Origin of the sequence: Exiguobacterium sp. KKBO11, from assembly GCF_001644945.1 — a bacterium.
Taxonomy (GTDB): domain Bacteria; phylum Bacillota; class Bacilli; order Exiguobacteriales; family Exiguobacteriaceae; genus Exiguobacterium_A; species Exiguobacterium_A abrahamii.
Genome location: NZ_LUCU01000033.1, coordinates 195757 through 220565, shown reverse-complemented (window position 1 = coordinate 220565; position 24809 = coordinate 195757). Strand labels below are relative to the sequence as shown.

Annotated in this window: 22 protein-coding genes; 4 read left to right on the top strand and 18 right to left on the bottom strand. The window is 44.1% G+C overall.

What is annotated here, in order from left to right; genetic code table 11:
• Positions 1-139 precede the first annotated feature (139 nt).
• From AYO36_RS12130 to AYO36_RS12115, 4 genes are all read right to left on the bottom strand, one after another.
• Entirely contained in the window at positions 140-1936 is a 1797-nt protein-coding gene (locus tag AYO36_RS12130; protein ID WP_050678922.1) for a mechanosensitive ion channel, read from the bottom strand.
• Positions 1937-2150: 214 nt separating this feature from the next.
• Positions 2151-4007, bottom strand: coding sequence for an ABC transporter ATP-binding protein (locus AYO36_RS12125; protein ID WP_053452507.1), 1857 nt, complete (start codon positions 4005-4007; stop codon positions 2151-2153).
• Positions 4004-5728: an ABC transporter ATP-binding protein gene (locus AYO36_RS12120; RefSeq protein WP_064300573.1), complete on the bottom strand. Its 1725-nt coding sequence runs from the start codon at positions 5726-5728 to the stop codon at positions 4004-4006. Before AYO36_RS12120 ends, AYO36_RS12125 begins: the two co-directional genes overlap by 4 nt.
• Positions 5721-6206 carry a MarR family winged helix-turn-helix transcriptional regulator gene (locus AYO36_RS12115; protein WP_029343299.1) on the bottom strand — a complete coding sequence of 162 codons (486 nt, stop codon included), beginning with the start codon at positions 6204-6206 and terminating at the stop codon, positions 5721-5723. Before AYO36_RS12115 ends, AYO36_RS12120 begins: the two co-directional genes overlap by 8 nt.
• Before the next feature lie 157 nt (positions 6207-6363).
• Between AYO36_RS12115 and AYO36_RS12110 the strand changes: the two genes are divergently transcribed.
• On the top strand, positions 6364-6705 hold the full coding sequence (locus AYO36_RS12110) for an ASCH domain-containing protein (protein WP_064300572.1): 342 nt from the start codon (positions 6364-6366) through the stop codon (positions 6703-6705).
• 45 nt (positions 6706-6750) lie between these two features.
• Here the strand turns inward: AYO36_RS12110 and AYO36_RS12105 are convergent, their stop codons facing one another.
• Complete coding sequence (locus tag AYO36_RS12105; protein ID WP_053452503.1) at positions 6751-7620, bottom strand: cation diffusion facilitator family transporter; 870 nt, start codon at positions 7618-7620, stop codon at positions 6751-6753.
• 299 nt (positions 7621-7919) lie between these two features.
• On the opposite strand from AYO36_RS12105, the gene AYO36_RS12100 reads away from it, so the two are divergent.
• Positions 7920-8243, top strand: a complete 324-nt coding sequence (locus AYO36_RS12100) for a thioredoxin family protein (protein ID WP_064300571.1) — start codon at positions 7920-7922, stop codon at positions 8241-8243.
• Between the two features lie 78 nt (positions 8244-8321).
• On the opposite strand, the gene AYO36_RS12095 is transcribed toward AYO36_RS12100, so the two are convergent.
• The 12 genes from AYO36_RS12095 to AYO36_RS12045 form a co-directional block, all read right to left on the bottom strand.
• A complete protein-coding gene (locus AYO36_RS12095) occupies positions 8322-8501 on the bottom strand; it encodes a hypothetical protein (RefSeq protein WP_064300570.1) in 180 nt (59 codons plus the stop codon).
• Between the two features lie 153 nt (positions 8502-8654).
• Positions 8655-8951: an excalibur calcium-binding domain-containing protein gene (locus AYO36_RS12090; protein ID WP_029343294.1), complete on the bottom strand. Its 297-nt coding sequence runs from the start codon at positions 8949-8951 to the stop codon at positions 8655-8657.
• Between the two features lie 114 nt (positions 8952-9065).
• Positions 9066-9920, bottom strand: coding sequence for an anti-sigma-V factor RsiV (gene rsiV / locus AYO36_RS12085; protein WP_064300569.1), 855 nt, complete (start codon positions 9918-9920; stop codon positions 9066-9068).
• Positions 9904-10422, bottom strand: coding sequence for an RNA polymerase sigma factor SigV (locus AYO36_RS12080; protein ID WP_082874247.1), 519 nt, complete (start codon positions 10420-10422; stop codon positions 9904-9906). Before AYO36_RS12080 ends, rsiV begins: the two co-directional genes overlap by 17 nt.
• A gap of 109 nt (positions 10423-10531) precedes the next feature.
• On the bottom strand, positions 10532-10690 hold the full coding sequence (locus tag AYO36_RS16815) for a hypothetical protein (protein ID WP_156501857.1): 159 nt from the start codon (positions 10688-10690) through the stop codon (positions 10532-10534).
• 21 nt (positions 10691-10711) lie between these two features.
• On the bottom strand, positions 10712-11185 hold the full coding sequence (locus AYO36_RS12075) for a hypothetical protein (protein WP_064300568.1): 474 nt from the start codon (positions 11183-11185) through the stop codon (positions 10712-10714).
• A gap of 159 nt (positions 11186-11344) precedes the next feature.
• Entirely contained in the window at positions 11345-13702 is a 2358-nt protein-coding gene (locus AYO36_RS12070; protein ID WP_064300567.1) for a carbohydrate binding domain-containing protein, read from the bottom strand.
• 61 nt (positions 13703-13763) lie between these two features.
• The gene (locus AYO36_RS12065; protein ID WP_064300566.1) at positions 13764-15110 is read right to left on the bottom strand and encodes a GH1 family beta-glucosidase; all 1347 of its coding nucleotides are present in this window, start codon (positions 15108-15110) and stop codon (positions 13764-13766) included.
• Between the two features lie 23 nt (positions 15111-15133).
• Positions 15134-16057, bottom strand: a complete 924-nt coding sequence (locus AYO36_RS12060; protein ID WP_081637442.1) for a carbohydrate ABC transporter permease — start codon at positions 16055-16057, stop codon at positions 15134-15136.
• Between the two features lie 3 nt (positions 16058-16060).
• Positions 16061-16957 carry a carbohydrate ABC transporter permease gene (locus AYO36_RS12055; protein WP_023466912.1) on the bottom strand — a complete coding sequence of 299 codons (897 nt, stop codon included), beginning with the start codon at positions 16955-16957 and terminating at the stop codon, positions 16061-16063.
• A gap of 60 nt (positions 16958-17017) precedes the next feature.
• Complete coding sequence (locus AYO36_RS12050) at positions 17018-18325, bottom strand: ABC transporter substrate-binding protein (protein WP_064300565.1); 1308 nt, start codon at positions 18323-18325, stop codon at positions 17018-17020.
• Positions 18326-18529: 204 nt separating this feature from the next.
• Positions 18530-19543 carry a LacI family DNA-binding transcriptional regulator gene (locus AYO36_RS12045; protein WP_023466908.1) on the bottom strand — a complete coding sequence of 338 codons (1014 nt, stop codon included), beginning with the start codon at positions 19541-19543 and terminating at the stop codon, positions 18530-18532.
• A 221-nt stretch (positions 19544-19764) separates the two neighbouring features.
• On the opposite strand from AYO36_RS12045, the gene AYO36_RS12040 reads away from it, so the two are divergent.
• The gene (locus tag AYO36_RS12040; protein WP_064300564.1) at positions 19765-20193 is read left to right on the top strand and encodes a VOC family protein; all 429 of its coding nucleotides are present in this window, start codon (positions 19765-19767) and stop codon (positions 20191-20193) included.
• A gap of 185 nt (positions 20194-20378) precedes the next feature.
• Here the strand turns inward: AYO36_RS12040 and AYO36_RS12035 are convergent, their stop codons facing one another.
• Positions 20379-21536 (bottom strand): sigma-70 family RNA polymerase sigma factor, encoded by a 1158-nt coding sequence (locus tag AYO36_RS12035; protein ID WP_064300563.1) that lies wholly within the window; start codon positions 21534-21536, stop codon positions 20379-20381.
• 60 nt (positions 21537-21596) lie between these two features.
• On the opposite strand from AYO36_RS12035, the gene AYO36_RS12030 reads away from it, so the two are divergent.
• Entirely contained in the window at positions 21597-24809 is a 3213-nt protein-coding gene (locus AYO36_RS12030) for a DEAD/DEAH box helicase (RefSeq protein WP_064300562.1), read from the top strand.

The window sequence follows — 24809 nt, the reverse complement described above, 5'->3', positions numbered from 1 at the left end:
GATGTCAGGTTCGATAAGTCTTTTTTTCTGTATTTTTTCACAAAGTGGTCAAACCACTTTTGTGAAAATGCGACAACGCTTTGATGCGTCAACGCAAAAACACCCTTTCCTCAAAATGAGAGGAAAGGATGTACTCGTATTACGGACGATCGTTTGGATGATCGAGGTTAGGACCTTTATGATCATCTGGATCGATCGGGTAATCATCTTGCTGTGCTAAATCGTTTTCTGGCAATGCACCTTTTGGTGTACCATGTGTCGTCTCATCTGTTGAAGAAGAGCGCGCTGAACGTGGTGCACGATCTGGTGTGACATCATCTGCTGCTTGTGAAGCTGCACCTTTTGCTGCATCTTTCAAGCTCGGTGATGAAGAAGTCGATGCTGACTTACTTGGAAGGTTCGATGTGTCGACTTCCGTGTTCTCTGCTTTCTTTTGCAGACGATCGAGGTAACGCGATGCATTATCACGTCCACCAAGACCAAAGGCAAGACCGAAAGCAAGCGCAAGTGCTCCAAGGATCAAGATGAAGGCTGAGTTGACAATCGTATCCGCAACACCCAATTGATCAAGTGCCATGAAGACAGCAAGTGCAAGAATCGCATACTTCGCAACGCTTGAGAGGACTTTTAGTTCAGAGTTGCCGAACAAGCTGTCCATCGTACGTTTGACGAGGTTACTGACGATGATCCCGATTGCGAGAATGATGATCGCTGTCAAGACGCTCGGTAAGAACGCAAGGACGGCACGACCGAGGTCGACCATGAAGTCAAGACCAATCAAGTTGAATGCTTCGACGACGAAGAGAACGACGATGACGATCTCAACGAGTGCACCTACGATTGAAGCTGGTGATGTAGAAGCTTGGTTCGCATCCCATGAACCGATCTTCAAGTGACGTGTCAGGTTGTTGAATCCAAGACGTGATAAGAGATCCGTAACGAATTTCTTGATGAAACGTCCGACGTAAAGACCGACAAGAATTAGAACGACACCAACGATGATGTTCGGAATCATACCAAGGACATCGTTCAACATGTTGATCGCTGGTCCTGTGATTCCTTTAATGTTCAATTGATCAAGTGCTGAAATCGTGATTGGAATCAGAATCAAGATGAAGACGACTGTTCCGAGAATCGACGAAAGTGATTTCGCATCTTTTTGATCCGTTGATCCAAGATTGAAGCGAGCTGCGAATTTATCTGTTCCAACAGCATGAAGGAAATTCGTCACGATATCGCGGACGATTTTCGCTACGAGGAAGCCGACGAAGAAGATGGCTGCCGCAGCAATCAAGCGTGGAATGAATCCAAGGAATGACGATAACAATTGGCTGAACGGTTGTGAGACACTCTCAATGTTCAACGCACCGAGTACACCCGGTAGGAACAGAAGCAAGACGAGGTAGAAGACGATCTCCCCTGCTACTTTTGGATAAGCTGAAAGATCCGTCTGACCTTGAAGCATCTTGTTCGAACGCACTTTGTCGTTCGCCATCAGCTTCGTTCCTGCTTTGACGATGATCATGCGAAGAACGACCGCGATGACGTATGCCAAGAGAAGGATGAGAGCTGCTTTCAAGATGTTCGGGATTGCCGCGAGTAATGTACTCATCGTATCCGCAAGTGGTCCAGCAATGATGTTCAGATCAAGGATGTTGAAGACCAAGATAAGAACGAAGACCATGAGAACCCAAAAGACGACGGTCCCGATGATTTTTTCAGGTGTCCACTTTTTCTTCTTTGGTGGCGTACCTTCTTTTTGAGGTGACAACTTATTGACGACCCCAGACTTCTCTAACGCTTTTTGAACCCCGTTCGCGATCAGCTTGGCAATGAGCCATCCAATCAAGAAAATGATGATCGCTCCAAGCAAGTTGCCGAGTGATCCGAGAATGCCGTTCAAGTTCAACGACGTTCCGTTCCAAATGTTATTCATCCTGCCACACTCCTTCACCTAAATAAAATTATATATTTCTGACACTTCTTTAATTTCCCCAGCTAAAGGATTTATTAAACCCTTGTCAGTACCAGAATGTGGCGTTTCTTGTTTCTCCTACAAAAACTGGATGTTTACTATATGTGAGTATACACTGCTACAGCAATCATTTCGGAAAAAAGCAGTATCGTCTAAATGACGACACTGCCTTATATCAAACGACTTCTTTTTCAGAGAATTGACTGTTGTACAGATCCGCATAAAAACCATCTGCCTCGAGCAATTCTTCGTGTGTTCCTTGTTCGATGACACTTCCTTGATTCATGACAAGAATCAAATCGGCATCTTTGATCGTCGAGAGACGATGGGCAATGACGAAGCTCGTCCGTCCCTCCATCAAGCGACGCATCGCTTGCTGGATGAAGACTTCTGTCCGTGTATCCACACTAGAGGTCGCTTCATCGAGAATCATGATCGGCGGATCAGCAAGAACGGCCCGAGCGATCGTCAACAGCTGTTTTTGACCTTGCGAGATGTTCGAGGCTTCCTCGTTCAAGACCGTATCATACCCGTCCGGCAACGTCCGGATGAAGTGATCAGCGTGCGCCGTTTTGGCTGCAGCGATGATTTCCTCCTCGGTCGCTCCACTCTTACCGTAAGCAAGATTATCTCGGATCGTACCGTTGAAAAGCCACGTATCTTGTAAGACCATCCCGAACGTCGTCCGTAAGTCTTCGCGTGACATCTCGCGGGTATCGATGCCGTCAATCCGGATCGTCCCCCCGTTCAACTCATAAAAGCGCATCAATAGATTGATCATCGTCGTCTTACCGGCACCCGTCGGTCCAACGATCGCGACCGTTTGTCCCGGTGCGACATCGATGTTCATGTCCTCGATCAAGAGATCGGTTCCGTAACCAAAATCAACGTGTTCGAACGCGACCGCCCCTTCAGCTTGCGTGAGACGATGTGTCGTCACTTCCTTGATTTCTTCTTCTTCGTCTAGTAATTCAAAGACACGTTCTGCTGCTGCGACCGTCGATTGAACGATGTTCGCGATGTTCGCCGTCTGTGTGATCGGTTGCGTGAATTGGCGTGTATAGGTGATGAACGCTTGGATATCCCCGATCGAGATCGCCCGTTGCGTGACGAGAATCCCGCCGACGATACTGATCAGGACGTAACTGATATTTCCGATGAACATCATCATCGGCATGATGATCCCGGAGATGAACTGTGCTTTACGTCCTGCTTCATACAACTCTTCGTTGACGGCATCAAACTGCTCGACCGCTTTGCGTTCATGTCCGAACGCTTTGACGACTGAGTGTCCGGTATACATCTCTTCGACGTGTCCGTTCAATTGTCCAAGCGTCCGTTGTTGATCAGCAAAGTATTTTTGAGACCGTTTCAAAATCGGACGAATCGCAAAAATCGAAACCGGTAATGAGACAAGTGAAATCAGTGTTAACAGCGGACTGATCGTCAACATCATGATCAAAATCCCGACGATTGTCACGATTGAGGTGATGAACGATGTCACACTTTGTTGTAACGTACTGCCGATCGTATCGATATCGTTCGTCACGCGGCTGAGCGTCTCCCCGTTCGGACGACCATCGTAGTATTTCAACGGCAGGCGTTCGAGTTTATGATTGACGTCTTCGCGTAAATCGTAGACTGTTTTTTGAGCGATACCTGACATTAAATACTGTTGCAAGTAATTGAAAAGACTACTGATGATATACAGTCCAGCGAGCCAGAGCAGGATCTGTCCGATTTTCGTGAAATCGATTGCCGCTCCCGGTACACCTTGGAACTTCGCATATGCCCCTTCAAACAATTCCGTGATTGCCGTCCCCATGATTTTCGGACCGGCAATCATGAAGACCGTACTGAGGATGGCTGCAAGGAAAACACCAACGAGCGCTGTCCGACGCGGACGCAGATACCGAAGCAGACGACGGAACGTTGCTTTGAAATCCTTTGGTTTTTCTCCGAGCATCATCATATTTCCGCCACCGGGACCACCAGGCGGAGGACCGCCGGCAGGTCGTTTTTTCTCACTCATGCGATTTCCTCCTCTGATAGTTGTGACTTAACGATTTCCTGATAGACGGCATTGTCAGCAAACAATTCATCATGCGTTCCGATTCCAGCGACTTTCCCTTCATCCAGGACGATGATTTGATCGGCATCGATGACGGTGCTGACACGCTGAGCGACGATCAAGACGGTTGCTTCGCGTGTTTCTTCCCGTAAGGCTTTCCGAAGTGCCGCATCAGTTTTAAAGTCGAGCGCTGAAAAACTGTCATCAAAGACATATAAATCTGGTCGACGAACGAGTGCTCGCGCAATCGACAACCGTTGTTTTTGCCCACCGGAGACGTTCGATCCACCTTGTTCGATCCGTGCTTCGTAACCGTCCGGCATCCGTTCGATGAAATCGGTCGCTTGTGCGATTTGCGCCGCATGCGCGACTTCTTCGTCTGTCGCGTCCTCTTTCCCGAAACGAATGTTTTCAGCGATCGTACCCGTGAACAGTAGCGCCTTTTGAGGAACGAAGCCGATTTTCGACCGCAGTTCCTCTTGCCGTACATCCTGGCTATCGGCACCGTTGACCCGGATGCTTCCTTCCGTCACGTCATAAAAACGAGGAATCAAATTGACGAGAGTTGATTTACCGGAACCGGTTCCACCGATCACAGCCGTCACTTCACCTGGTCGTGCCGCAAAGCTGATGTCGGATAAGACAGGTGTCTCAGCACCTGGGTAACGGAACGTGACACGATCAAAGACGAGCGTTCCTTTTTCACGGTCAGCGGTTTGTGTCCCCTCATCTGTCATCGTTGGTGTCATCTCGAGAACTTCATTGATCCGTTTCGCCGAGACAGCTGCCCGCGGAATCATGACGAACATGACCGACGCCATGACGAGCGCGAACATGATTTGCATGACGTACTGGATGAATGCCATCAAATCCCCGATTTGCATGCCACCATTATCGATCCGGATGCCCCCGAACCAAATGACACCGACGACCGTCAAGTTCATGACGAGCATCATGACAGGCATTAAGAACGCCATGATCTTATTGACCTTGATCGAGACTTCTGTCAAATCCGCGTTCGCTTTCGTCAATCGTACTTGTTCATCGCGTTCTCGGTTAAAGGCACGGATGACACGAATCCCGGTCAAGTTCTCCCGCAAGACGAGGTTCAGACGGTCGAGTCGTTTTTGAACCTTCCCAAACAACGGAACGCCTTTCCACAGAATCAACAGGATCGAAATAACAAGGACCGGCATCGCCGCGACGATGACAAGTGATAGTTTGGCATCTTTTGAGACGGCCATGATCAATCCACCGATGAACATGATTGGTGCACTGACGACCATCCGCAACATCATGATGACGACTTGTTGGACTTGTGTGATGTCGTTCGTCGTCCGCGTAATCAGTGACGCCGTTCCGACCTGGTCGAACTCTTGCAGGGAGAAACGTTCGACATGGTTAAAGACTTGGCGACGGATATCCCGTCCGAGCCCCATCGACGCCTTCGATGAATAATAACTGGCGGCAACGGCAGCTAACGCTCCGATACCGGTAATCCCCAGCATGACGGCACCAATTTTCCAGATATACGCGGTATCGCCGGTAACGACGCCTTTATCGATGATATCCGCCATCAGTGTCGGTAAATACAAATCGGACATCGATTGTGCAAATACAAGGACAAGCACAGCAAAGACCGCCCATTTATAGACCGTCAACCGTTTGAGTAACTTAATCATCCGAACATCCTCCTTTCAGATCTGGACGTAAAATCTGACCGATTCCCTCAGCAATCACTGCGTGTGTTTCAAGCATCTGTTCGAATACGTCCGGGTCAATCGTCGCAAGCACTTGCTCCAGTTGACGTTGCATCCCCTTCTCTTGTTCCTTGATGTCAGTGACGAATTGCTGCCCTTGATCACTAAGCTTTAAGACGACTTCCCGTCGATTGTCGGGATTCGTCTCCCGAATGACCCAGCCCGATTGGACGAGACCTTCAATCGACTGACTGAGGGTACTTTTCGGTAAGTGCGTATGTGCGGCGAGCTCTTTTTGCGAGATCGGTCCACGCGGTGCAATCGTCATCAAGCTATGAAATTGCGGTAAACTGAGTCCGTTTTCCTGTGCCGTCTGATGCGCTGCTCGGACCAGATGGCGCTGGACATTCCAAAACGACTGCATCATCGCAGTCGAACGGGTCGTTTCCGTTTGATCCATCTTGTTTCGCCTCCTTGTTCCATTTCAAATCGTTCCAAAAGGAACAATTACTTATATGAATTAAATTACGCCGATTATTTTTGATTGTCAACGAAAAGGCAATGTGAAAAATCACATAGTTTTTGCTATGCTCAAGGAACACAAGGAGTGAGCATAGATGAGACATGAAATGGGATTATTTGAAGAACCGTTTCGTTCGATTGAACAAGGACGAAAGACCGTCGAGATTCGATTGAATGATTCAAAACGACAACAGGTACAAGTCGGTGATCAGATTCAGTTCACCCATACGGAAACAAGTGAGACGCTACTTGTCCGCGTGACAAAACGACAAGTCTTTCCTGATTTCCGAGCGCTTTATGAACACATCCCAAATGAAGCTATCGACTGTGTTGGTTGGTCGCTCGACGAACTCGTGACGTCAACCTATGCAATCTATTCACCGGAAGCCGAGCAACAGTACGGGGCACTGGCTCTGACGATCGCATTAGAACCATAAAAAAACGTCTTTTCTACAGTCAACGTAGAAAAGACGTTTTTGAATTCATTCGGGTTCGACGTGTACATGGATATCATAGACACCGTATTCTTCCGTCAGTGTATCTTCAACACGTGTCGCAATATCGTGCGCCTGATGGATGTTCAAGGTGGAGTTGACGAGGATGACGACATCAACGACTTCATTGTTGCCGTAATTACGTCCTTTGATTGACTTAATCCCTTTGACACCTTCGAGATCGAAAATGACATCTTCGTACATCTTCAGCTTCTTCTCATCGAAGCCATCCGTCAGTTCGTGTGACGCTTCCGTAAAGATGTCCCACGCTGTCTTACAGATCAAGAAGCCGACGATGATCGCGGTCACGACATCGAGCCATGGCATGCCGAACTGTGATCCGACGATCCCAATCGTCGTCCCGACACTGACCCACGCATCGGATAGATTATCTTTCGCTGCTGCCATGACGGCTTTGCTTTCAATCTCCTCGGATAACTTCTTATTGTAGCGGTAGACGAAGTACATCACGAGAGCTGAACCGATTCCGACGTATGCTGCAAGAACATCAGGTGATTCCTGCTTGCCTTCGAACAACGTCGAGATTGTATCGATCAAGACTTGGAGACCGACTGCCATCATGATGAAGGAAGCTACGAGCGAGGCAATCGTCTCACTTTTCCAGTGTCCGTACTTGTGATCGTCATCTGCCGGACGTTGTGAAATCCGTAAGCCGATCAAGACAGCGATCGACGCGATGATGTCAGTCGCGTTGTTCAAACCGTCCGCCCGGAGTGCGGCAGAATCTGCTGTATACCCAATGATTAATTTTAATGATGATAACAAAATATAGGCTGCGATACTAATCATCGCACCGCGTTCGCCGCGTTTTAGATTATCGTATTTTTGTTGTTCCATTCTCGTCGCCCCCACTTTCTCTGCGATTAGCAAACCTCATCGTACCAGTCGGAAATCGAGTGGGTCTAGAGAAATCATTTTGTTTCGAACTAGGTAATTAACAAATACACAACAATGTTTCCCTATACCAAACCAAATTTGATTGAGTCATGTGGCTCTTTTAAAGAAAATCAGCAACATTACCTTAAAGAGCAACCAACTTTTTTGACTTGTCAGACTCTTTAACAAACATAATTCGTGCAAGTTCTGAAGGGAATCGGTAGACTAAAGATACAACACCAAGAGGAGGAGTTCTCACAATGGCAGAATTCATTAAGAGTGAAGAAACATTCAAGGAATTGATTTCAAGTGATGCACCGGTCATCATTAAGTTCGAAGCAGACTGGTGCCCGGACTGCAAACGGATGGATTACTTCATGCCGGACGTCGAGTCACAATTCGACCACTTACCAATCCACACGATCGACAAGGATGAGTTCCCTGAAATCGCATCGAACCATGATGTCATGGGAATCCCAAGCTTGCTCGTCTTCAAAAACAATAAAAAACTGGCGCACTTGCACAGTGCAAATGCTAAAACACCAGAAGAAGTTACAGCATTCTTAAAGCAAAATTTCAACTAAGCAAAAATAACCTGACGCCGCAGCGTCAGGTTATTTTTTTATGTATCGATCTGATTTAGGATACTACTTCAATCCGTCTCAACTTTTCTTAAAAAAGATACGGGTGAACAGATTCGTAATCGTTCCAGCTATAGTTGCTTCAATCATAGCGACGACTACAATCGCTAAAATATCCTGCATGCCTAGTGTTCCTAAGAAATTAATAAGGTTCAGAATAAAAAATAAAATGAAGAAAATTAGATAATCTCGTTTTCGCATCGTAGTCCTCCTACTCAATACGTATTTGTCGTCTTTTGTCGCTACAACACTACCATACATAATGATTTCTAAGGATTACATAATTGAAAGGAACAACCAACATCTACAAAAAAGTAGTCTTTCTCTCGCTCGAGAAAGACTACTTTTACTCATTTAACGTTCACACGCGATGCCGTCTTTATCCCGGTCGCTCTTCGTGTTTAAGTTATACGTCGCAAGGCTCACGTACGCCTTGTACTTCGTTGCTTTATAGATCGGTTTTCCGTTCTTGTCATACCCTGTCCGATTTTTTAGACCCGCTTTTTTGGCGACACCGCCTTTGTACGTCTTCTGCATTTCCGTACAGTTCTTAAAGGCTTTTGCTTTCGTTGCCGCTTCACTGGCTGCTGGAACATGGATCAAGGCGAGACTGACGACACCCGCTAGTACAAGCCGACTCCATTTTTTCATAGGGATTCCTCCTTTTTTCAAAAAACGACAATTTGTCTTTTGATTATAAGAGGTCATTTTAAAAAATTGTTTTCTTTTTTCATTTTTACATCAATGATTTTTAAAATCTGACAATCAACGAATATAGGACGAGCTGACGAGGTCATCTTTTAAGATTGACGTCGGGATCTTGAATTCGACGATGCCCATATATCCTGGCGCGATGCTGTACTCATCAAACGACAGGACTAATTTGTGATCTGCCGTAATATAGAAGTTTTGTTTCGCTGAAATCTGCTTGAACTGCTCGTCCTCCAGTACATCCGGTGTTCCTTCGACGAAGTAGACCTTCCCTTCATCGGCTTTCATTTGGCGACGCATCTCTTCTTTTAGATACTCACTGATCGTCGTGATATATCCGTCATCCTTAAACAAGGACGGTAACGTCAGGACAAGTTGTTGTTTCTTATCAATCGTATCGTACTGAACGCTTTCCGATGCACTTGCCCGTGTCTCGGTAACGGTTCGCCCGATCGACAACAAGTCGTCTGTATCCGTCTTAACGTCGTAGCGGCTATCGACGGCAAATACCCCTTCCTGTCCGTTCGTCTCCTGTTTGAACTTTTCGTAGAGTGCTTGTCCTTCCGCAATATACTTTTCGTTTAGTTGTTGCTCGAGTGCTTTGTCCGGTAACGTCACTTGAGGGGATTTGATATCAGCCGACTGTTGTGTCTTCGTCTCTTTCCAGTCGATCGTCACGATCTCAGTCAGTTGACCAAAGACCGGCACCTTCGCCATCGCGTCCGCAAACGACGCATTACTATTTAATCCGCCGACGAATAACGTGATGGCGGCGGCTGTAATCAGTACGGATCGTTTCGTCCTCGAAGGACGCGTCCGATGCTCGACTCGGGCAATCATTTCATCGAGTTCTTTTGGAACCGGTGGTTGTTGGTATGCCTGTTTCAGATCATCAAGTTTGTTCGACATCTAACTCATCTCCATTCAATTTCATTTTCAATAAGGTCAACCCTTTATACAGCCGGGACTTGGTCGTACTTAAATTCAGCTCTAAAATCGTCGCGACGTCTTTTAAGATCAAGTCCTCGAAATAGTGTAAGATGACGACTTCCCGGTACATGACCGGTAGCTCCTCGAGCGCCTGTCGTAAATCGGAATCCGGGTATGTATCTTCTTTTGTCGCGACGAGTTCGATCAGTCGATCCGTGTCGTAACTGATACTATGCTGACGCTTCCGGATCGCATCAATCGCTGTTCGTGTCAAAATCTGATAGAACCAGGCTTTCATCCGTTCCTCATCCTCTAGTCGGTCGAGTGACTGTAACGCTTTTTGGATGCTGTCCTGTATGACATCCAGACTATCCTGTTCATTTTTCATATAACTGTAGGCTAACCAGTAGAGATTCGGTTTGTATTGCTTTAAAAAACGGACGAATGCTTTTTCCCGTTTTCTCATTTGACGAGAGGTCATAGGCCGCGGCTCCTTTTTTCGATATCGTTCTGTGTATACATCATTAAGACGGGCGAGTCGAGAAAAAAGTTGACGACACAACAAAAAAAGGTGACACCAGGTCACCTTTTCATGGAGCAGACTTCATTAAGATAAGGATGATCAACAGAAACGGAACGATGAACAGTAATGGAATGCCGACGATCGTGACGCATCCCACATCGATTTTTCGTTGTTTTCGGCGTTCACGCTTCCCCGTCCGTTCTTCGCGCTCATTCACGGGACTCAACATACCATTCACCTTTTCTACTTAATAATGCAAATGCCGCGATGTATCATTCCAGACCTTTACGTAGAGCGTAATCAAGGCGATACCGTACAGGACACTCATGTATAACGAAAACTCACCAAACAATACATCCGTCCAGGCATTTAATCCAAACAATGGGACAACGAAGAGAAAATAGAACACGAACTGAACACTCGCCAATGCATCAAACCAAATCGTTTCAGAAAATGCGCCTTCGAGTAACGAAACACCATAAATGAATAACGCCGCAACGAGACCAATCCGGATATACCAGACCACGAGGCGAAGCGCCTTGTCATCCTTCATATAGAATAGCGACCCGACTAGACTAACGAGCCAGACGACGGAGGCGATGCTTTGCCAGCCGTTAATCGTGCCGTCCGGATGGAGCATGGCGGACCATCCGTTGATGCCGATCATGCCAAGTAAACCTACGATGAAGATGAGCCGATACGGTATGTACCTTTGACGCATGACGTTTCCTCCTCTGAAAACGAATAGATGTCACTTCTACGTTGTATATTCCATATGATGGGTTTTATTCCTTTTTCATCATGAAAAATAGTTCGGCTTTTTTGTTTAAGCTGATGACACTACAACAAGGTAATGGACGCGTCCATTACCTTGCCTTAGTCATTCCTTCACTTTAAGATTCACATCATCAATCGTCACATCATGGGCGGCGAACGGCGAACCTTCCGCGCGTCCCATCAAGAACTTCAACGCACCTGTATCGGCTTGTCCCATCGTGAAGGTATAGCTATACGTTTTCGGTGTTGCCGTGATTGGCTCGACTTGACTGAAGTAACGCGTGTACGAAGCATTTTCGACTGTTACTTCGATCGGACGCGGTACAGTCGACGATGCCGTAAAGCTCAATTCATATGTTTTGCCTTTCGCGAGTGACAAGTTTCCTTGCTCGAGCAAGACACTCCATGGTTCTTGTCCTTCCGCTCCGATTTGGATGCGTGCTGCTTCATTGACAGCTTCGATAGCGGCTTGCGCATCATAGTGGACGTATGACGACCACGACGTCAATCCGTTTGCGAACGAACCGTTCTTCAGTGGTGACGGATCGACCGGCACTGGTGTCACATCGATCAATTCCACATCATTGAGCGAGATTTTTCCGGCTTGTCCACTGAAGTCAAACACAAGCTGATTGTCGTCTGCCGTTTGTGTAGCCGTGAACGGAATGTCGACAGTCGTTGCTTGTTTCGTCAACGGTACAGTCGTCTGTTTCAATTGATCCTGTGCCCCAGTGATTTTCACCTGAAGTGATTTCGCTTTTTTCGCACCTGCTGTGAATCGAAGCTGATACGCATGCCCGGCTTCTAGTTGAAGTCCCTTTTGCGTTAAACGTGCCGTCGTTTTTTGTCCATGTCCTTCATAACGGAAATCACGTGACTCGGGATCAACAGACCCTGTCGTCCGTTTACTACCGTCGAAGTGCCAGTACGTCAAACGATCCATCGCCCCTTGATCGAATGTACCGTTGTAGACGAGGTTCCCGTCCGGTAGTGCGGGTTTCGTTGCATCTTCATCGATGACGCCGCGTGGAATCTGTTCGACACGGACGTTCCCGATCTGGACACCCGCTTTTTCGAGTCCGAGGTTGAACTCAAGACGCGCTGCGAGATCCGTCTCTGCCGCCATATCGAACGTGAACATATGTCGTTTGACGCTCGGTGTCAGAGCAATCGACTGTTCATTTGAATATTTCGTGTAGCCACGCTCTGCCCCACCGCCGACTTTGACCATCATCTTCCGGTCTGCTGTGCTGCTCGCGTCAAAGCTGACTTGGTAACGTCCACCTTGCGCAAGGGATAAGTTTTGAATCAGTTGGTGAGAATACGTCTGTGAACCAGGCTGATCAATCGTGACGTCTGCCATCCGTTGCCCTTCTTTTTCAATGATCGCAAGGCTTCCTTTGCCACCGAAGTCTGGGAGCGTGACATAGTTCCAGTACAGCGGATCAAACGACTGATTTCCAGTGATCATCGTGACCGGTTGTTCATATGTCGTGTCGTAGACGAGATTCCCTTCGATTGGTTGCTTGGCTCCGTCCGGTAACGTCACGTTTTCGTAGGTCGGTTCGATCGGTTCGCGGTACGCTCGATTTTTTAAATCATAGACCCGGACGTAGTCGACTTCCATCTCGGCTGGGAACTTCGTCGTCGCATCGACCTCTCCATCGAACCAACCACCGACCGCGAGGTTCATGACGAGATAGAAGTTTTGGTCGAACGGTGCCGGATAACTATAGTTCGTTGCCGCGTTCAAGCCTTTGCTGTACCAATCGTTTTGTGTTTGATAGAGATTGCCGTCGACGTACCAGCGGAGCTCACCCGGCTCCCACTCGACCGCGTACGTATGCCATTGATCGATTCGCTGTCCGTCTGGGAAGTGATAGTCTTTCCCCGTGTATTTATTGTTCGGCCAGTTCTCCCCGTAGTGAATCGTTCCAGCGACCTTGTCCGGCTGACTGCCCCAAGCTTCCATGACGTCAATCTCACCGGACGCTGCCCATGCACCGTACTTATCTTGCTCCGGTAACATCCAGAACGCAGGCCAAAGCCCTTTTCCGGTCGGCAGCTTCGCTTTGATCTCATAACGCCCGTACGTCTTACTGAATAATCCTTTCGTCTTCAGCTTCGCCGACGTGTAATCGTATGTACCGAGATCATCCGTCGTCTTTTCCTGCTTTGCCTTGATGACGAGTTTCCCGTCACGAATAAACGAGTTGTCTCGCTTCGTCGTATAGTATTGTTTTTCATTGTTGCCCCAACCCGGTGAGACCGGTTGTCCGTTCGCATCCTTGATCCAGTTCCCCGTATCGTACGTCCATTTCGTCCGGTCGAGTTGTTTTGCCTGAAACTCATCCGACCAGACGAGTTTCCACTTCGTCTCTTTTTTGTCTGCCTTCGCGTCGACCGCTTGACCGCTCAGCAATAAACCGGTCCCGACCGCCAGTGCTACCCATGTCTTCATGTCTGTTTCCTCCTCTTAGTCAAAAAGAGGCAAGGACGAATGTTCGACCTTGCCTCCTTTGTCACGCTTCTTGCGGAATCGTTGCCTTATGTTGCTCGATGACGCCCGCATACCAGTGGGCGCTGTCTTTCCAAATCCGTTCCTGTGTCTCGAAATCGACGTAGAGAATCCCGAAGCGCTTATCGTAGCCGAAGCTCCACTCGAAGTTGTCGAGCAGTGACCAAAGATAATAGCCTTGGATGTTCATCCCTTCTTCGTTTAAATCAGACACGGCTTGCAAGTGTTGTGCGACGTAATCGATCCGGTTCTGGTCAGCGACGCGACCATCGACTAATTCATCGTCGAATGCCGCACCGTTTTCCGTGATGTAGATCGGTAAATCCGTATACTCAGCACGCAAACGACGAATCAAGTCCTTGAATTCGCTCGGGGCGATATCCCAGCCCATGCCTGTTTTGTCGTAATCCGAGTACGCATCCTTCTGCAGGAAGTCGTTCGCAGCACTGAACTCGACGAGGTTGCGGCTGTAGAAGTTGATCCCGAAGAAATCACACGGGACAGAGATCGTCTCCATGTCACCTTCTTCGATGAACGCGTACGAATGGACGTATTTCGAGAACAGGTTCATCATGTCGACCGGATACTGACCTTTGAAGACTGGATCGAGGAACCACCGATTCGCGTATCCGTCCGCGTTGTTCATCGCCAGCTGATCGTTGACGGAATCCGTCTTCGCATACTTCGGTGCCAAGTTCAACGTGATACCAATCGGTGTGACCGATTTGAACTCACCCTTCAACAGCTCGACTGCTTTTCCGTGTGATAACAACAAGTGGTGCACGGCACGAACGGCTTCGTTCATATCCGTATGACCCGGTGCATGTTGTCCGAGATGGTAGCTAAGGAACCCGGCACACCATGGTTCATTGTGTGTGATCCACGAATCGACGATCCCGTCGAGTTCCTTAAAACAAGCACGAGCGAAGTCAAGGAACCAGTCGACCGATGCTCGGTTGACCCAGCCGCCTTCTTCATGTGCCCAAAGTGGTAAGTCCCAGTGGTACAGCGTCACGGCTGGCTTGATGCCTTCAGCCCGCAGACGTGTCGCGAGTTTCTTATAGAAGGCCATGCCTTCCGGATTGTAGACCCCTTTTTGCGGGAAGATGCGTGGCCAGGCAATCGAGAAGCGGTACGTGTCGACGCCAAGACGTTTGATGTGCTGGATGTCCTCTTCATAACGGTGATAATGGTCACAAGCGACATCACCGTTATGCTTTTCGAAAACTTTTCCGTCCTCATCACAGAAGGCATCCCAGATCGAAGGCGTACGTCCGCCTTCGTTGTGGGCTCCTTCGATTTGATACGACGACGTCGCCGTTCCGAATACGAAGTTCGGTGCAAATTTCATATGTGTAATCTCCTTTAAGCTACTTATTCTTTAACGGCACCTGCCGAGATACTGCTGACGATATATTTCGAGAGGAACAAGAAGGCGATCATGATCGGTACGACGGAAATCGCGATCCCGAGATAGAGCGAGCCTAAGTTCTCTGCGACTTGTGATCCTTTCAAGAAGCCCATCAAGACCGGCAACGTGTACTTCTCTGGGGAGAATAGTAAAACGAGCGGCATGATGTAGTTGTTCCATGAACCGATGAACGTAAAGATCGACATCGTTGCGATCGCCGGCATCATCATCGGTAAAGCGATCGTATGGAAGATCCGGAACTCACTTGCTCCGTCCATCCGTGCTGCCTCGATCAAACTCGGGTGCAGGACGGTCTGGACATATTGTCGGACAAAGAAGACCGTGAACGGACTCGCGATTGCCGGAACAATCAATGGGATGTAGCTATCAAGCAAGCCGAGATTCTTACTTAGTTCATAGAACCCGATCAAACCGAGTTGACCCGGAACCATCATCATGACGAGCATGAAGACGAACATCGCGTTCTTGCCTTTGAACTGATAGAATGCGAATCCGAATGCTGTCAACGCCGAGAAATACCCTGATAAGACGGTGACGAGGACAGCGATGATCAAGCTGTTCTTGAAACCGGACCAGATGTTGACGTACGAACTGAGTGCGGCGTAGTTCTCAGCAAGCGAGTTCCCCGGAATCAACGAGAACCCGGACAAGACTTCTTCGTTCGAGCGCGTCGCGTTGATGATCATCATCAAAAACGGGATGATACAGGCGATCGTTAAGACGACGAGACCAATATAGATGACACTTTTGCCGAACCAGGCTTTCTTTTGTTTCGGTGGTGGCGTCAACTTGAGCGGGCGTTCGGAACGCTCCGGTTGTTCCTCCGTTTGTGGCACGATCCGACGTGCTTCTGCATTTCGTTCCATCGGTCAGGCTCCTTTCGGCGAACGTTCTTTTCGGAACATCCCTTTGAAGACGATGATTGAAAAGACGAGCGTGATGGCAAACAGTCCGTATGCGACAGCAGCGGCGTAGCCATAGTTGTTGTATTTGAAAGCTTGGTTATAGAGATAGAGCACCATCGTGTTCAAGGCACCATCTGGCGCACCGACACCATCCGTAATCAACATCGGCAGGTCGAATAATTGCAGACCACCGATCAACGACGTGATCATAATGTAGAGCAAAATCGGTTTTAAGAGTGGCAACGTGATGCGTGAGAAGATCTGCCAACGTGTTGCCCCATCAATCAAGGCTGCTTCGAAGTAGTCCTTCGAGATCCCGGATACGCCCGCCATGACGACGATGAACGAGTGACCGAGCCACATCCATGTCAGGATGAGCGAGACGGAAATTTGTGCTGTCACCGGTTGCGTCAACCAGTTGATTGGCTCCGAGATGATTCCGATTTTCATCAACATCATGTTCAGTGAACCATGCTGCCAGTCGAGCAAGATGCCGAACAATAAGGCGACCGAGCTGATCGTGATCAAGTTCGGTAAGTAGAACGTCGCCCGGAAGAAGGCAAGTCCTTTTAATTTCAACTGGAGATCCGAGAACAACAAGGCGAGTAGTAAAGCGCCGCCAATCTGAAGGATGAAGTTCAGACCCCAAATCTTCAGAGTGTTAAAGAACGCTTCGATGAAGTACGTATCCCCGAGTAACCGCGTATAGTTCGCGAGTCCGACGAGTTGTTCGCCTTCAGCGCCCGTGTAGTTCGTGAAGCTGTAATAGAAAGTCAAGGCAACCGGATAGATGCTGAAGATCAAGAAGACGATCCAAAACGGTGCGATGAACAGATACCCATGGCGATCGAGTTTTTTCACAGGTCAAACCCCTTTCTTAAACAAGAAGAGGTGAGGCGAGGATCGCCCCACCTACTCTCCTTATTCCGGTACTTTGACGTCCGGATACGCGTTTTTGACTTTTTTGTAGAACTCAGCAAGTGCTTCGTCTTTTGATTTTTTACCTTGGACGTATTCCATGACCGATGCACCATACAATGTATCGAGCTGCTGGTCATACTTCGTGACGATTCCTGGTGTGATCTTGTCTGCTTGATCAAGGAAGAACTCATAGTTGTTCTGTCCGCCGAGGAACTCATCTTTGAAGTCGGTCTTGATTTTTTCAGTAACTGGTTTGTACGCTAACACGTCACCTGTTTCTTTTGCCCAATCTGTTAGGAACGCTTCGTCTTGTGTCATCATCTTGACGAAATCATACGCAAGCTTTTGTTTCTTCGAATCTTTGTAGACACCTAACCACGTACCGCCCCAGAAGTATGGGCTCGGTCCGCTTGTGACAGCCCAGTCACCCGCTGATTTTTTCGCGTTTTCTTTGAGAACACTGTGAAGACCCCACGTCGGGAGGACGTAAGAGAAGACTTCTGTTTCAGTCTCCTTACCGTTTTCTTTGACTTTGACTGGTTTATCCATCCCTGCGAACCATGATGGTGACCATTCTGGTGCAAGTGCTGTATATTGTTTCGTCCGAAGTTCTTTCGCGTAATCCATGTAATCCTTCTTGTCTTGCGTCAAGACGAGTTCTTGCTTATCGTTGACCCAAGGTTGTGGATCATTCCCTTGTGCGAACCAACGGATCGATCCTTCATCCGGGAACATCTTGTAGCCTTTACTCTTCATTTTTTCAGCGACTTCGAAGACGCCGTCCATCGAGTCCATCATGCCGCCGATTTCTTTTGGATCGTCTGTACCGAGAACTTTTTTCGCGATGCTTCGTTTGTAGTAGACGCCACCTGGTGTCGTTTGCCATGACAGCGCACGCACGTTACCGTCCTTATCTTTCCCCATGTCATAGACGTACGGGATGTAGTCATCTTTGACTTCGCCTGCGTTGAATGGTTTTTCAGAGAGGTTCGCCCAGTACCCCGCATCGACCCACTGCTTGAGGAACGCAATCTCACCTGTGAAGATATCCGGTGCTCCGACACCACTCTCAAGTGCTGGTTTCAATTTCGTCGGGTAATCGGCGATCGGCACGATCGTCAATTCGACTTTGACTCCGTTTTTCTCTTCGAACTTTTTGATAGGTTCTTTTAACTCATCCGTGAACGACCAGATTTTCAAGACTTCTTTCCCGCCGCTCGTTTTTTCTTCGCTGCTTCCTGTACATCCAGCAAGGACGCTTGCTGTTAACGCACCGACTGTTAACACGCTAACTAACTGTTTCTTCATCTCATCTCATCCTTTTATTAAGTATTCCGCTTATAGGTAAGCGGTTTCAATTTGTTATTCAAAAATATCGAAAGCGCTTTCGAAAAGGCTTTAAAGAAAATTCCCGAAAGCCCTTTCGGAAAAAGTGATAAAAAATGATTTCGAAATCGCTCTCGCTTTTCCTCACTGACAACGAGCGAGAGCGATTCCGAAACAACCATTGTGTTATTCAGGTACTGGACCTGTCGATTGACGAACCATCAAATTGACCGGGATGACATCGCGTGTCGTGACCCGTTTTTTGTTGACGATCTGTTCAATCAAGACTGATGCTGCGTGCTGACCGATCGTTTCCGTATCTTGTCGGACCGTCGTCAACTTCGGTGTGATGTACTGCGCCATGTAAATATCATCGTACCCAACGACTGAGATGTCTTCTGGAATCCGTAAACCGGCTTCATGAATCGCCTCAATCGCACCGATTGCCATTTCATCCCCAGCAACAAAGACGGCTGTCGGTCGATCAGGTAGTGCTAGCAACTCGTTCATTGCCCGCTTGCCTTCTTCTCCGGAAAAGAATCCGCCATTGACGAGATAGCCGTCTGGAATCGGCAAATCAAGTTGTTCCATTGCTTGCTGATAGCCTTCAATCCGCGCTCTTCCGGCATCTGTCGTTGTATCCCCTGCAATGTGGGCGATCAGACGATGACCGAGTTCGTGCAAATGATTGATGGCAAGTGTGCCCCCGGTAATGTTATCCGAGTAGACGACACTACAATCGGCACTATCCATGTCGACGACGACGATTGGAATCGTACTTTGAATCAACTCCTGGACGTGCTGGTCCATCTGATCGGAGCAGATGACGACGATGCCGTCGACTGCCCGGTGTCGGAAATGCTCGAGGTAACTCATATCGCGATTGCGTAAGTTCCGCGATGCGAAGATGAGGTCATACCCTTGTTGTTCTGTTGCTTTTCGGAAACTCTCAATGATCGCGTTGAAGAACGGATGCATCATTCCGACGCCATGTGCTTCCGAGAACATGACACCGATCGTCCACGAACGTTTCGTCGAGAGCGACTGGGCGTGCGCGTTCGGTAAGTATCCCATCTCGGCTGCTGCTTGGACGATTTTTGCTTTCGTCTTTTCGCTGACATCCGAATAATTATTTAAGGCTTTTGAGACCGTTGTAATCGAAAAACCGGTCATCTTCGCTAAATCATAAATTGTTCCCATGCTACTCACTCCATTTCACCGAAAGCGCTTTCGATAAATTTAGTATACGAAGTCTCTCTGGAAGTTGCAACCTATTTTTTAATGAAAAATCAGATAAATTGAAAACGTTATCATTTATACTGGATTCAATACAAAAAGAAATCGATTTTTCTTTTAATACGAACAAATGTTTGGTATACTTAAAAAAACACACTTCGCCTTTTTTAGAGAGGAGCTTTCCCATGCCAATCAATCCGTATCTTGTCTTCAACGGCAACACGCGCGAGGCAATCACGTTCTATGCACACGTTTTCGGTCAAGAACTACCGGACATCATGGAGTTCGGACCAGGTCCCGGTCCTGACGGTCAGCCCTACCCAGAAGAGATGCAGTCGCTTGTTCTACATGCTGAACTGATCGTTCATGGTACCCGCTTAATGTTCTCAGACGCAATGCCACATGATCCGGTCACGATCGGTCAGAATGTTACCTTGGCGCTCCACTTATCTGACGTGGATGTGTTACAGAAGACATTTGATCAACTCGCAAAAGACGGTAACGTCATCATGCCGATCCAAAAGACATTCTGGAGTGAAGCATACGGAATCGTCGAAGATACGTTTGGTGTGCAGTGGCAAGTCAATCATGTAGTGAGTGAAGTGTCGGTGTAATTCATGCTATACATTTTGACATGAATAATGCCCCTATTCTGCATTACACAGGAGTAGGGGCATTTTACAATGATAATTTAAAGTTTAATTCAACATTCTATTAGTTTTTTAAAGAATCCGTTTCTTCTGGATAATCAATTTTTCTCTTATGATCTATACACATATTTATACACTATGTATGTCGATCAAGCGTCAAAGTTATATAGTGCATTTAAAGCTTTATTATCTTTTAGTTTTTTTAAAGTCTTATTCTCTATCTGTCTAATACGTTCACGAGTAACACCAAATATGTGACCTATCTCCTCTAAAGTTCTAGTTTTGCCATCATTTATTCCAAACCTTAGTTTGATTACTTCTCTTTCTCTAGAAGGAAGCATATCAATTTCATCAAGAATAATATCTTTTATTTCGTTATTTATTATAGTTTCTTCTACAGTTAGTATGTTATCCATATAATCTGCATCAATATTTGTTATAAAGTCTATTATTTCTGAGGTTCCCGTCTCCGTATTAATAAAAGCATTTAATGATACGTCATGTAAAAACTTATGTTCTATTTCTTTTAAATCATAATATCCCTTTTTATCTATATCCATTTTTTCGCATACTATATCAACTGCTTTTTTTATATTTTCAAAATCTAATTCTTTTTCGATTTTCCGCATTTTAAAGACTTTTTCCATTGCATGAACAGGAATTCTAACCGTATATCCTTCATTAATAATTGTTCTAGTAATTTGTTGAGTGATCCAATAGCTAGCATAAGTAGAGAATTGAGCTTCATGCTTCAAATCAAATCTATCTATTGCTTTCATTAATCCTATATTACCAACACTAGTTAAGTCATCGATAGTTAATGACTTTCCTCTAGTACTATAATGTTGAGCAAGTTTCTTTACTAAAGCCTGATTATTTTCGATTAACTTTTCTTTTATTCTTAATAGTTGAACTTCATCATTTTTTTTCTCATCATAAAGTTTAAATAAATTACTGTTATCTTTATATGAAGTTTCTTCGATAATAATTTTTTCTGAATCAAAAATATTTGTAAAAAAAGCTTCTAAATTTAATTCACTACCGATATCTTCATCATTCTCATTTTTAATATTTAAATTTTCTTTGTTATCACTATTACTTGCCTTTACTTCAATTAATTCTTGTTTGAAATTTATATTTTTATAACCGTTTATTGATAAGTATCTAACTAATTCTTGATCATTTAAAGAACCAAAAACACCAAATGTCTCTCTCAAATCCTCTTTTAGTTTTGAAAAATCAATAACGACAGAATTATTTGGAAATTTGGTTTTCAAGAATTTTTTAAACTTATAATTGTTTACCATAAAAGGAACACCTCTTTTAAAATTCTGATATTATTATCATATCAAAAAGGAGGATTTTTTATGAAATTTAAAGAAAAAATTACAAGAGAAAACTTAGAAAGACATATAGATAATGTCACCAAATCAAAAAAGTTATTTGTTTTTTTAGGTTTTAGTCCTGAACAATTAATAGAGGTTAGTGATTATAAATTATTGCAAGACAAGTTTCCTCAAAAAATCGAAGAATTTAATCATAACCCAGAGGTTATTTCACATATTTTCCCAAAAATGACTGATGAACGTTTATTTTATTGGTGTACTGCTGAAGAATACCAGTTTTATATTGAAAATCAATTTGTAAACTATTTCGATATTCAATTTTTATATAATAATCTTTACCATTCTTTATTTCCCATTTTTTATTCATTTGATAACTTTGATCAAGTATTGAGAGATTATGAAGATGATGATCAAGAAATTAAATCTTCTAACTTTGAGAATATTAATAAATTCTATGGAAATATTGTTTACGTAGATTCACAGTTATATGGAACTTACTCTTTTGATGAAGAAATCTTATCTAATCTTAATCCTTATTTTACTAATGTAAGCCTTTTGAATTTGAAAAGTAGCGAAGTTCAAGCTTACGATTTGACATTCGAAATTCAAGAAAATCAAAATAGTTTTCTTATACTTATGAATAAATTAATAAATTCTACTCATAAACAATTAGTAAATATTGTTCATTCAAATGACAGCGAAATCCTTATTAATGAATACTTACAACGTCTATCTACTCTAGTACATTTAAATTCCAATATTAAAATTTTTTTCACAAAAAAATCTTTAGACTTAACAAATATAGATGAATCAAAATATCTAAAAATTCTTGATGAATATTGGGGATTTAGCTCATTTAGAAGTTTAAAAATGTATAAAGATCCTGATAACTCTAAAGAATTAATTGATGTTAAACAATCACAAATTATTCATGACATTGTAGAAGAGATCGAAAATGCTCAACAAGAAAAACCATTTAGAGATATTTTTATCACCTCTTCGACAGGAGCCGGTAAATCTGTAATGTTTCAACTCCCTTCGTTTTTAATGCATAAAAACCATCAACTACTAACTATTGTTATTTCTCCATTAATAGGTCTAATGAATGATCAAGTAAAAAACTTACAAGCTCGTGGTATTAATAATGTAGCGACAATCAATTCAAATATTACACCAATGGAAAAAGAAGAGATTCAAAGGAGGATTCACAAAAAAGAAATAGCTATTTTGTATATTTCACCAGAAACATTGTTGAATAGAGCCGATATAAAATTATTAATTGGTGAAGAAACTAAAGTTGGTTTATTTATTGTAGATGAAGCTCATATTGTGACCACATGGGGAAAAGCTTTTAGAGCTGATTATTGGTACTTAGGACCCTATCTGCAAAAACTTCGTAAAGAAATGAAATTTCCTATCGCTACTTTCACAGCAACTGCAATTTATGGTGGAGAAGAAGATATGTATAAAGAAACACGTGATAGTTTAGGATTACTTAATCCAAAATTTTATTTAGGTCAAATAAAACGTAATGATATAGAAATGAAAATTGATAGTCATCCTAAAGAGCTAAGTACAAATGAATATAGAATAGCAAAATTTGATTTTGCATCCTTGCGCTTAAAAAGTTTTATAAAAAACGAAAAGAAAGTACTTGTATACTTCCCTACGATACCTTTAATAAATCAGCTACAAACTTATATCGAAGAACAACACCCAAGATTATCAAAACAAATTGTAACTTATTATGGCAGTCTTCAAAAAGCACACAAAGAAGAAAATCATTACAGATTTTCTCGTGGCGATTCTAAAATTATGTTTGCTACAAAGGCATATGGAATGGGAATAGACTTACCTGACATTGACATAGTATATCATTACGCACCGACCGGAAATGTATGTGACTACGTACAAGAAATTGGACGTGCCGCACGTGATGAACAACTTAATGGACAGGCATATTTTGATTTTTTGAAAAATGACTTTTCACATATCAAACGTTTACACGGAATGTCGACTATCAGAAAAACTCAATTACAACAAGTATCCGAAAAAATTTATAAAATTTATAAAGAGAAAAAAAAGTCTAGAAATCTTTTAGTTAGCGTAGAAGACTTTTCACATATCTTCACATCAAACAACGGAAATGAAGATACTGATGTTGAAGGAAAATTAAAAACCTCGTTACTACTAATTGAAAAAGATTTTATTAATAGAATTGGATTTGCACCATTTGTTGCTAGACCTAGAGGGTTATTTTCTAGAGAATATTTTAAAGTTACAGCAAAAGGCGAGAAATTATTGCACCAAGTTCAGAATAAAGAATATGTAAAATATATCAAAACGATCGATCATGATCACTATAATAAAATTTATGAAATTGATCTCAAGAAAATCTGGGAGAAGAAATATCGTAACCTTTCTTTCCCTAATTTTAAGCGTAAATTTCATGATCGAGATCATACAATAAATTTAAATTTTTTAGATGAAATTGACTCTACATTTATCGTTAATTTTCAGTCGAAAAACTCTCTAGAACATTCTCTAACTTTTTTCTCTCAAAGATTACAGACCGTAAGCAGTTTTTTTAGTAACTATGCATTAACTCGCTCATTCTTTAAAAACGAAGATTTAGCAATCTATCTGGAAAAAGAATTAAAATTAGATAAATATAATGCTTCAAATCTTTCTCAAATTATTTTACAATCCATGATTCGCTATACTTCTCTTAGATTAAATACTAATTCTAGGTCCGTAATTCATGTAAATGAAAATAAAAGTTATAGAATTACTCCATCTTATGAAGATTTTTTTAAGTTTGTACTTCAACAAGCAAATATTTACTTCGATTCTAAATGGACTGATAAACAACCCGATTCTAGTTATAACGTTTATCTCTCTAAAAGCGTTAGAGATGCCATTAACCGCTCTACTTTAACATTCGGATTACTCGAAGGATTTGGTCTAATCAATTATCAAATTCAAGGAGGAAATACTCCAGAAATTTATATACGAATTAACTCTACTCTACAATTAGAAAGTCTAATTAAGAATCCTAGTAAGTATCAAAATAAAATCTTAAACGATGTACATTATCGTCATAAACTTTCAAATGAAATGTTGAAATATATTTTTGAAAATAAGATGACTACTGAAGTTTTTTGGGATGTAATTGAAGACTATTTTTTAGGGAAAATTCCTGAACAGGTTATCTCAGCAGCTAGAACTAAATGA

Coding starts and splice junctions, on each gene's coding strand:
- AYO36_RS12130 (WP_050678922.1), bottom strand. CDS start 1,936: ATGAATAACATTTGGAACGGAACGTCGTTGAACTTGAACGGCATTCTC.
- AYO36_RS12125 (WP_053452507.1), bottom strand. CDS start 4,007: ATGAGTGAGAAAAAACGACCTGCCGGCGGTCCTCCGCCTGGTGGTCCC.
- AYO36_RS12120 (WP_064300573.1), bottom strand. CDS start 5,728: ATGATTAAGTTACTCAAACGGTTGACGGTCTATAAATGGGCGGTCTTT.
- AYO36_RS12115 (WP_029343299.1), bottom strand. CDS start 6,206: ATGGATCAAACGGAAACGACCCGTTCGACTGCGATGATGCAGTCGTTT.
- AYO36_RS12110 (WP_064300572.1), top strand. CDS start 6,364: ATGAGACATGAAATGGGATTATTTGAAGAACCGTTTCGTTCGATTGAA.
- AYO36_RS12105 (WP_053452503.1), bottom strand. CDS start 7,620: ATGGAACAACAAAAATACGATAATCTAAAACGCGGCGAACGCGGTGCG.
- AYO36_RS12100 (WP_064300571.1), top strand. CDS start 7,920: ATGGCAGAATTCATTAAGAGTGAAGAAACATTCAAGGAATTGATTTCA.
- AYO36_RS12095 (WP_064300570.1), bottom strand. CDS start 8,501: ATGCGAAAACGAGATTATCTAATTTTCTTCATTTTATTTTTTATTCTG.
- AYO36_RS12090 (WP_029343294.1), bottom strand. CDS start 8,951: ATGAAAAAATGGAGTCGGCTTGTACTAGCGGGTGTCGTCAGTCTCGCC.
- rsiV (WP_064300569.1), bottom strand. CDS start 9,920: ATGTCGAACAAACTTGATGATCTGAAACAGGCATACCAACAACCACCG.
- AYO36_RS12080 (WP_082874247.1), bottom strand. CDS start 10,422: ATGACCTCTCGTCAAATGAGAAAACGGGAAAAAGCATTCGTCCGTTTT.
- AYO36_RS12075 (WP_064300568.1), bottom strand. CDS start 11,185: ATGCGTCAAAGGTACATACCGTATCGGCTCATCTTCATCGTAGGTTTA.
- AYO36_RS12070 (WP_064300567.1), bottom strand. CDS start 13,702: ATGAAGACATGGGTAGCACTGGCGGTCGGGACCGGTTTATTGCTGAGC.
- AYO36_RS12065 (WP_064300566.1), bottom strand. CDS start 15,110: ATGAAATTTGCACCGAACTTCGTATTCGGAACGGCGACGTCGTCGTAT.
- AYO36_RS12060 (WP_081637442.1), bottom strand. CDS start 16,057: ATGGAACGAAATGCAGAAGCACGTCGGATCGTGCCACAAACGGAGGAA.
- AYO36_RS12050 (WP_064300565.1), bottom strand. CDS start 18,325: ATGAAGAAACAGTTAGTTAGCGTGTTAACAGTCGGTGCGTTAACAGCA.
- AYO36_RS12045 (WP_023466908.1), bottom strand. CDS start 19,543: ATGGGAACAATTTATGATTTAGCGAAGATGACCGGTTTTTCGATTACA.
- AYO36_RS12040 (WP_064300564.1), top strand. CDS start 19,765: ATGCCAATCAATCCGTATCTTGTCTTCAACGGCAACACGCGCGAGGCA.
- AYO36_RS12035 (WP_064300563.1), bottom strand. CDS start 21,536: ATGGTAAACAATTATAAGTTTAAAAAATTCTTGAAAACCAAATTTCCA.
- AYO36_RS12030 (WP_064300562.1), top strand. CDS start 21,597: ATGAAATTTAAAGAAAAAATTACAAGAGAAAACTTAGAAAGACATATA.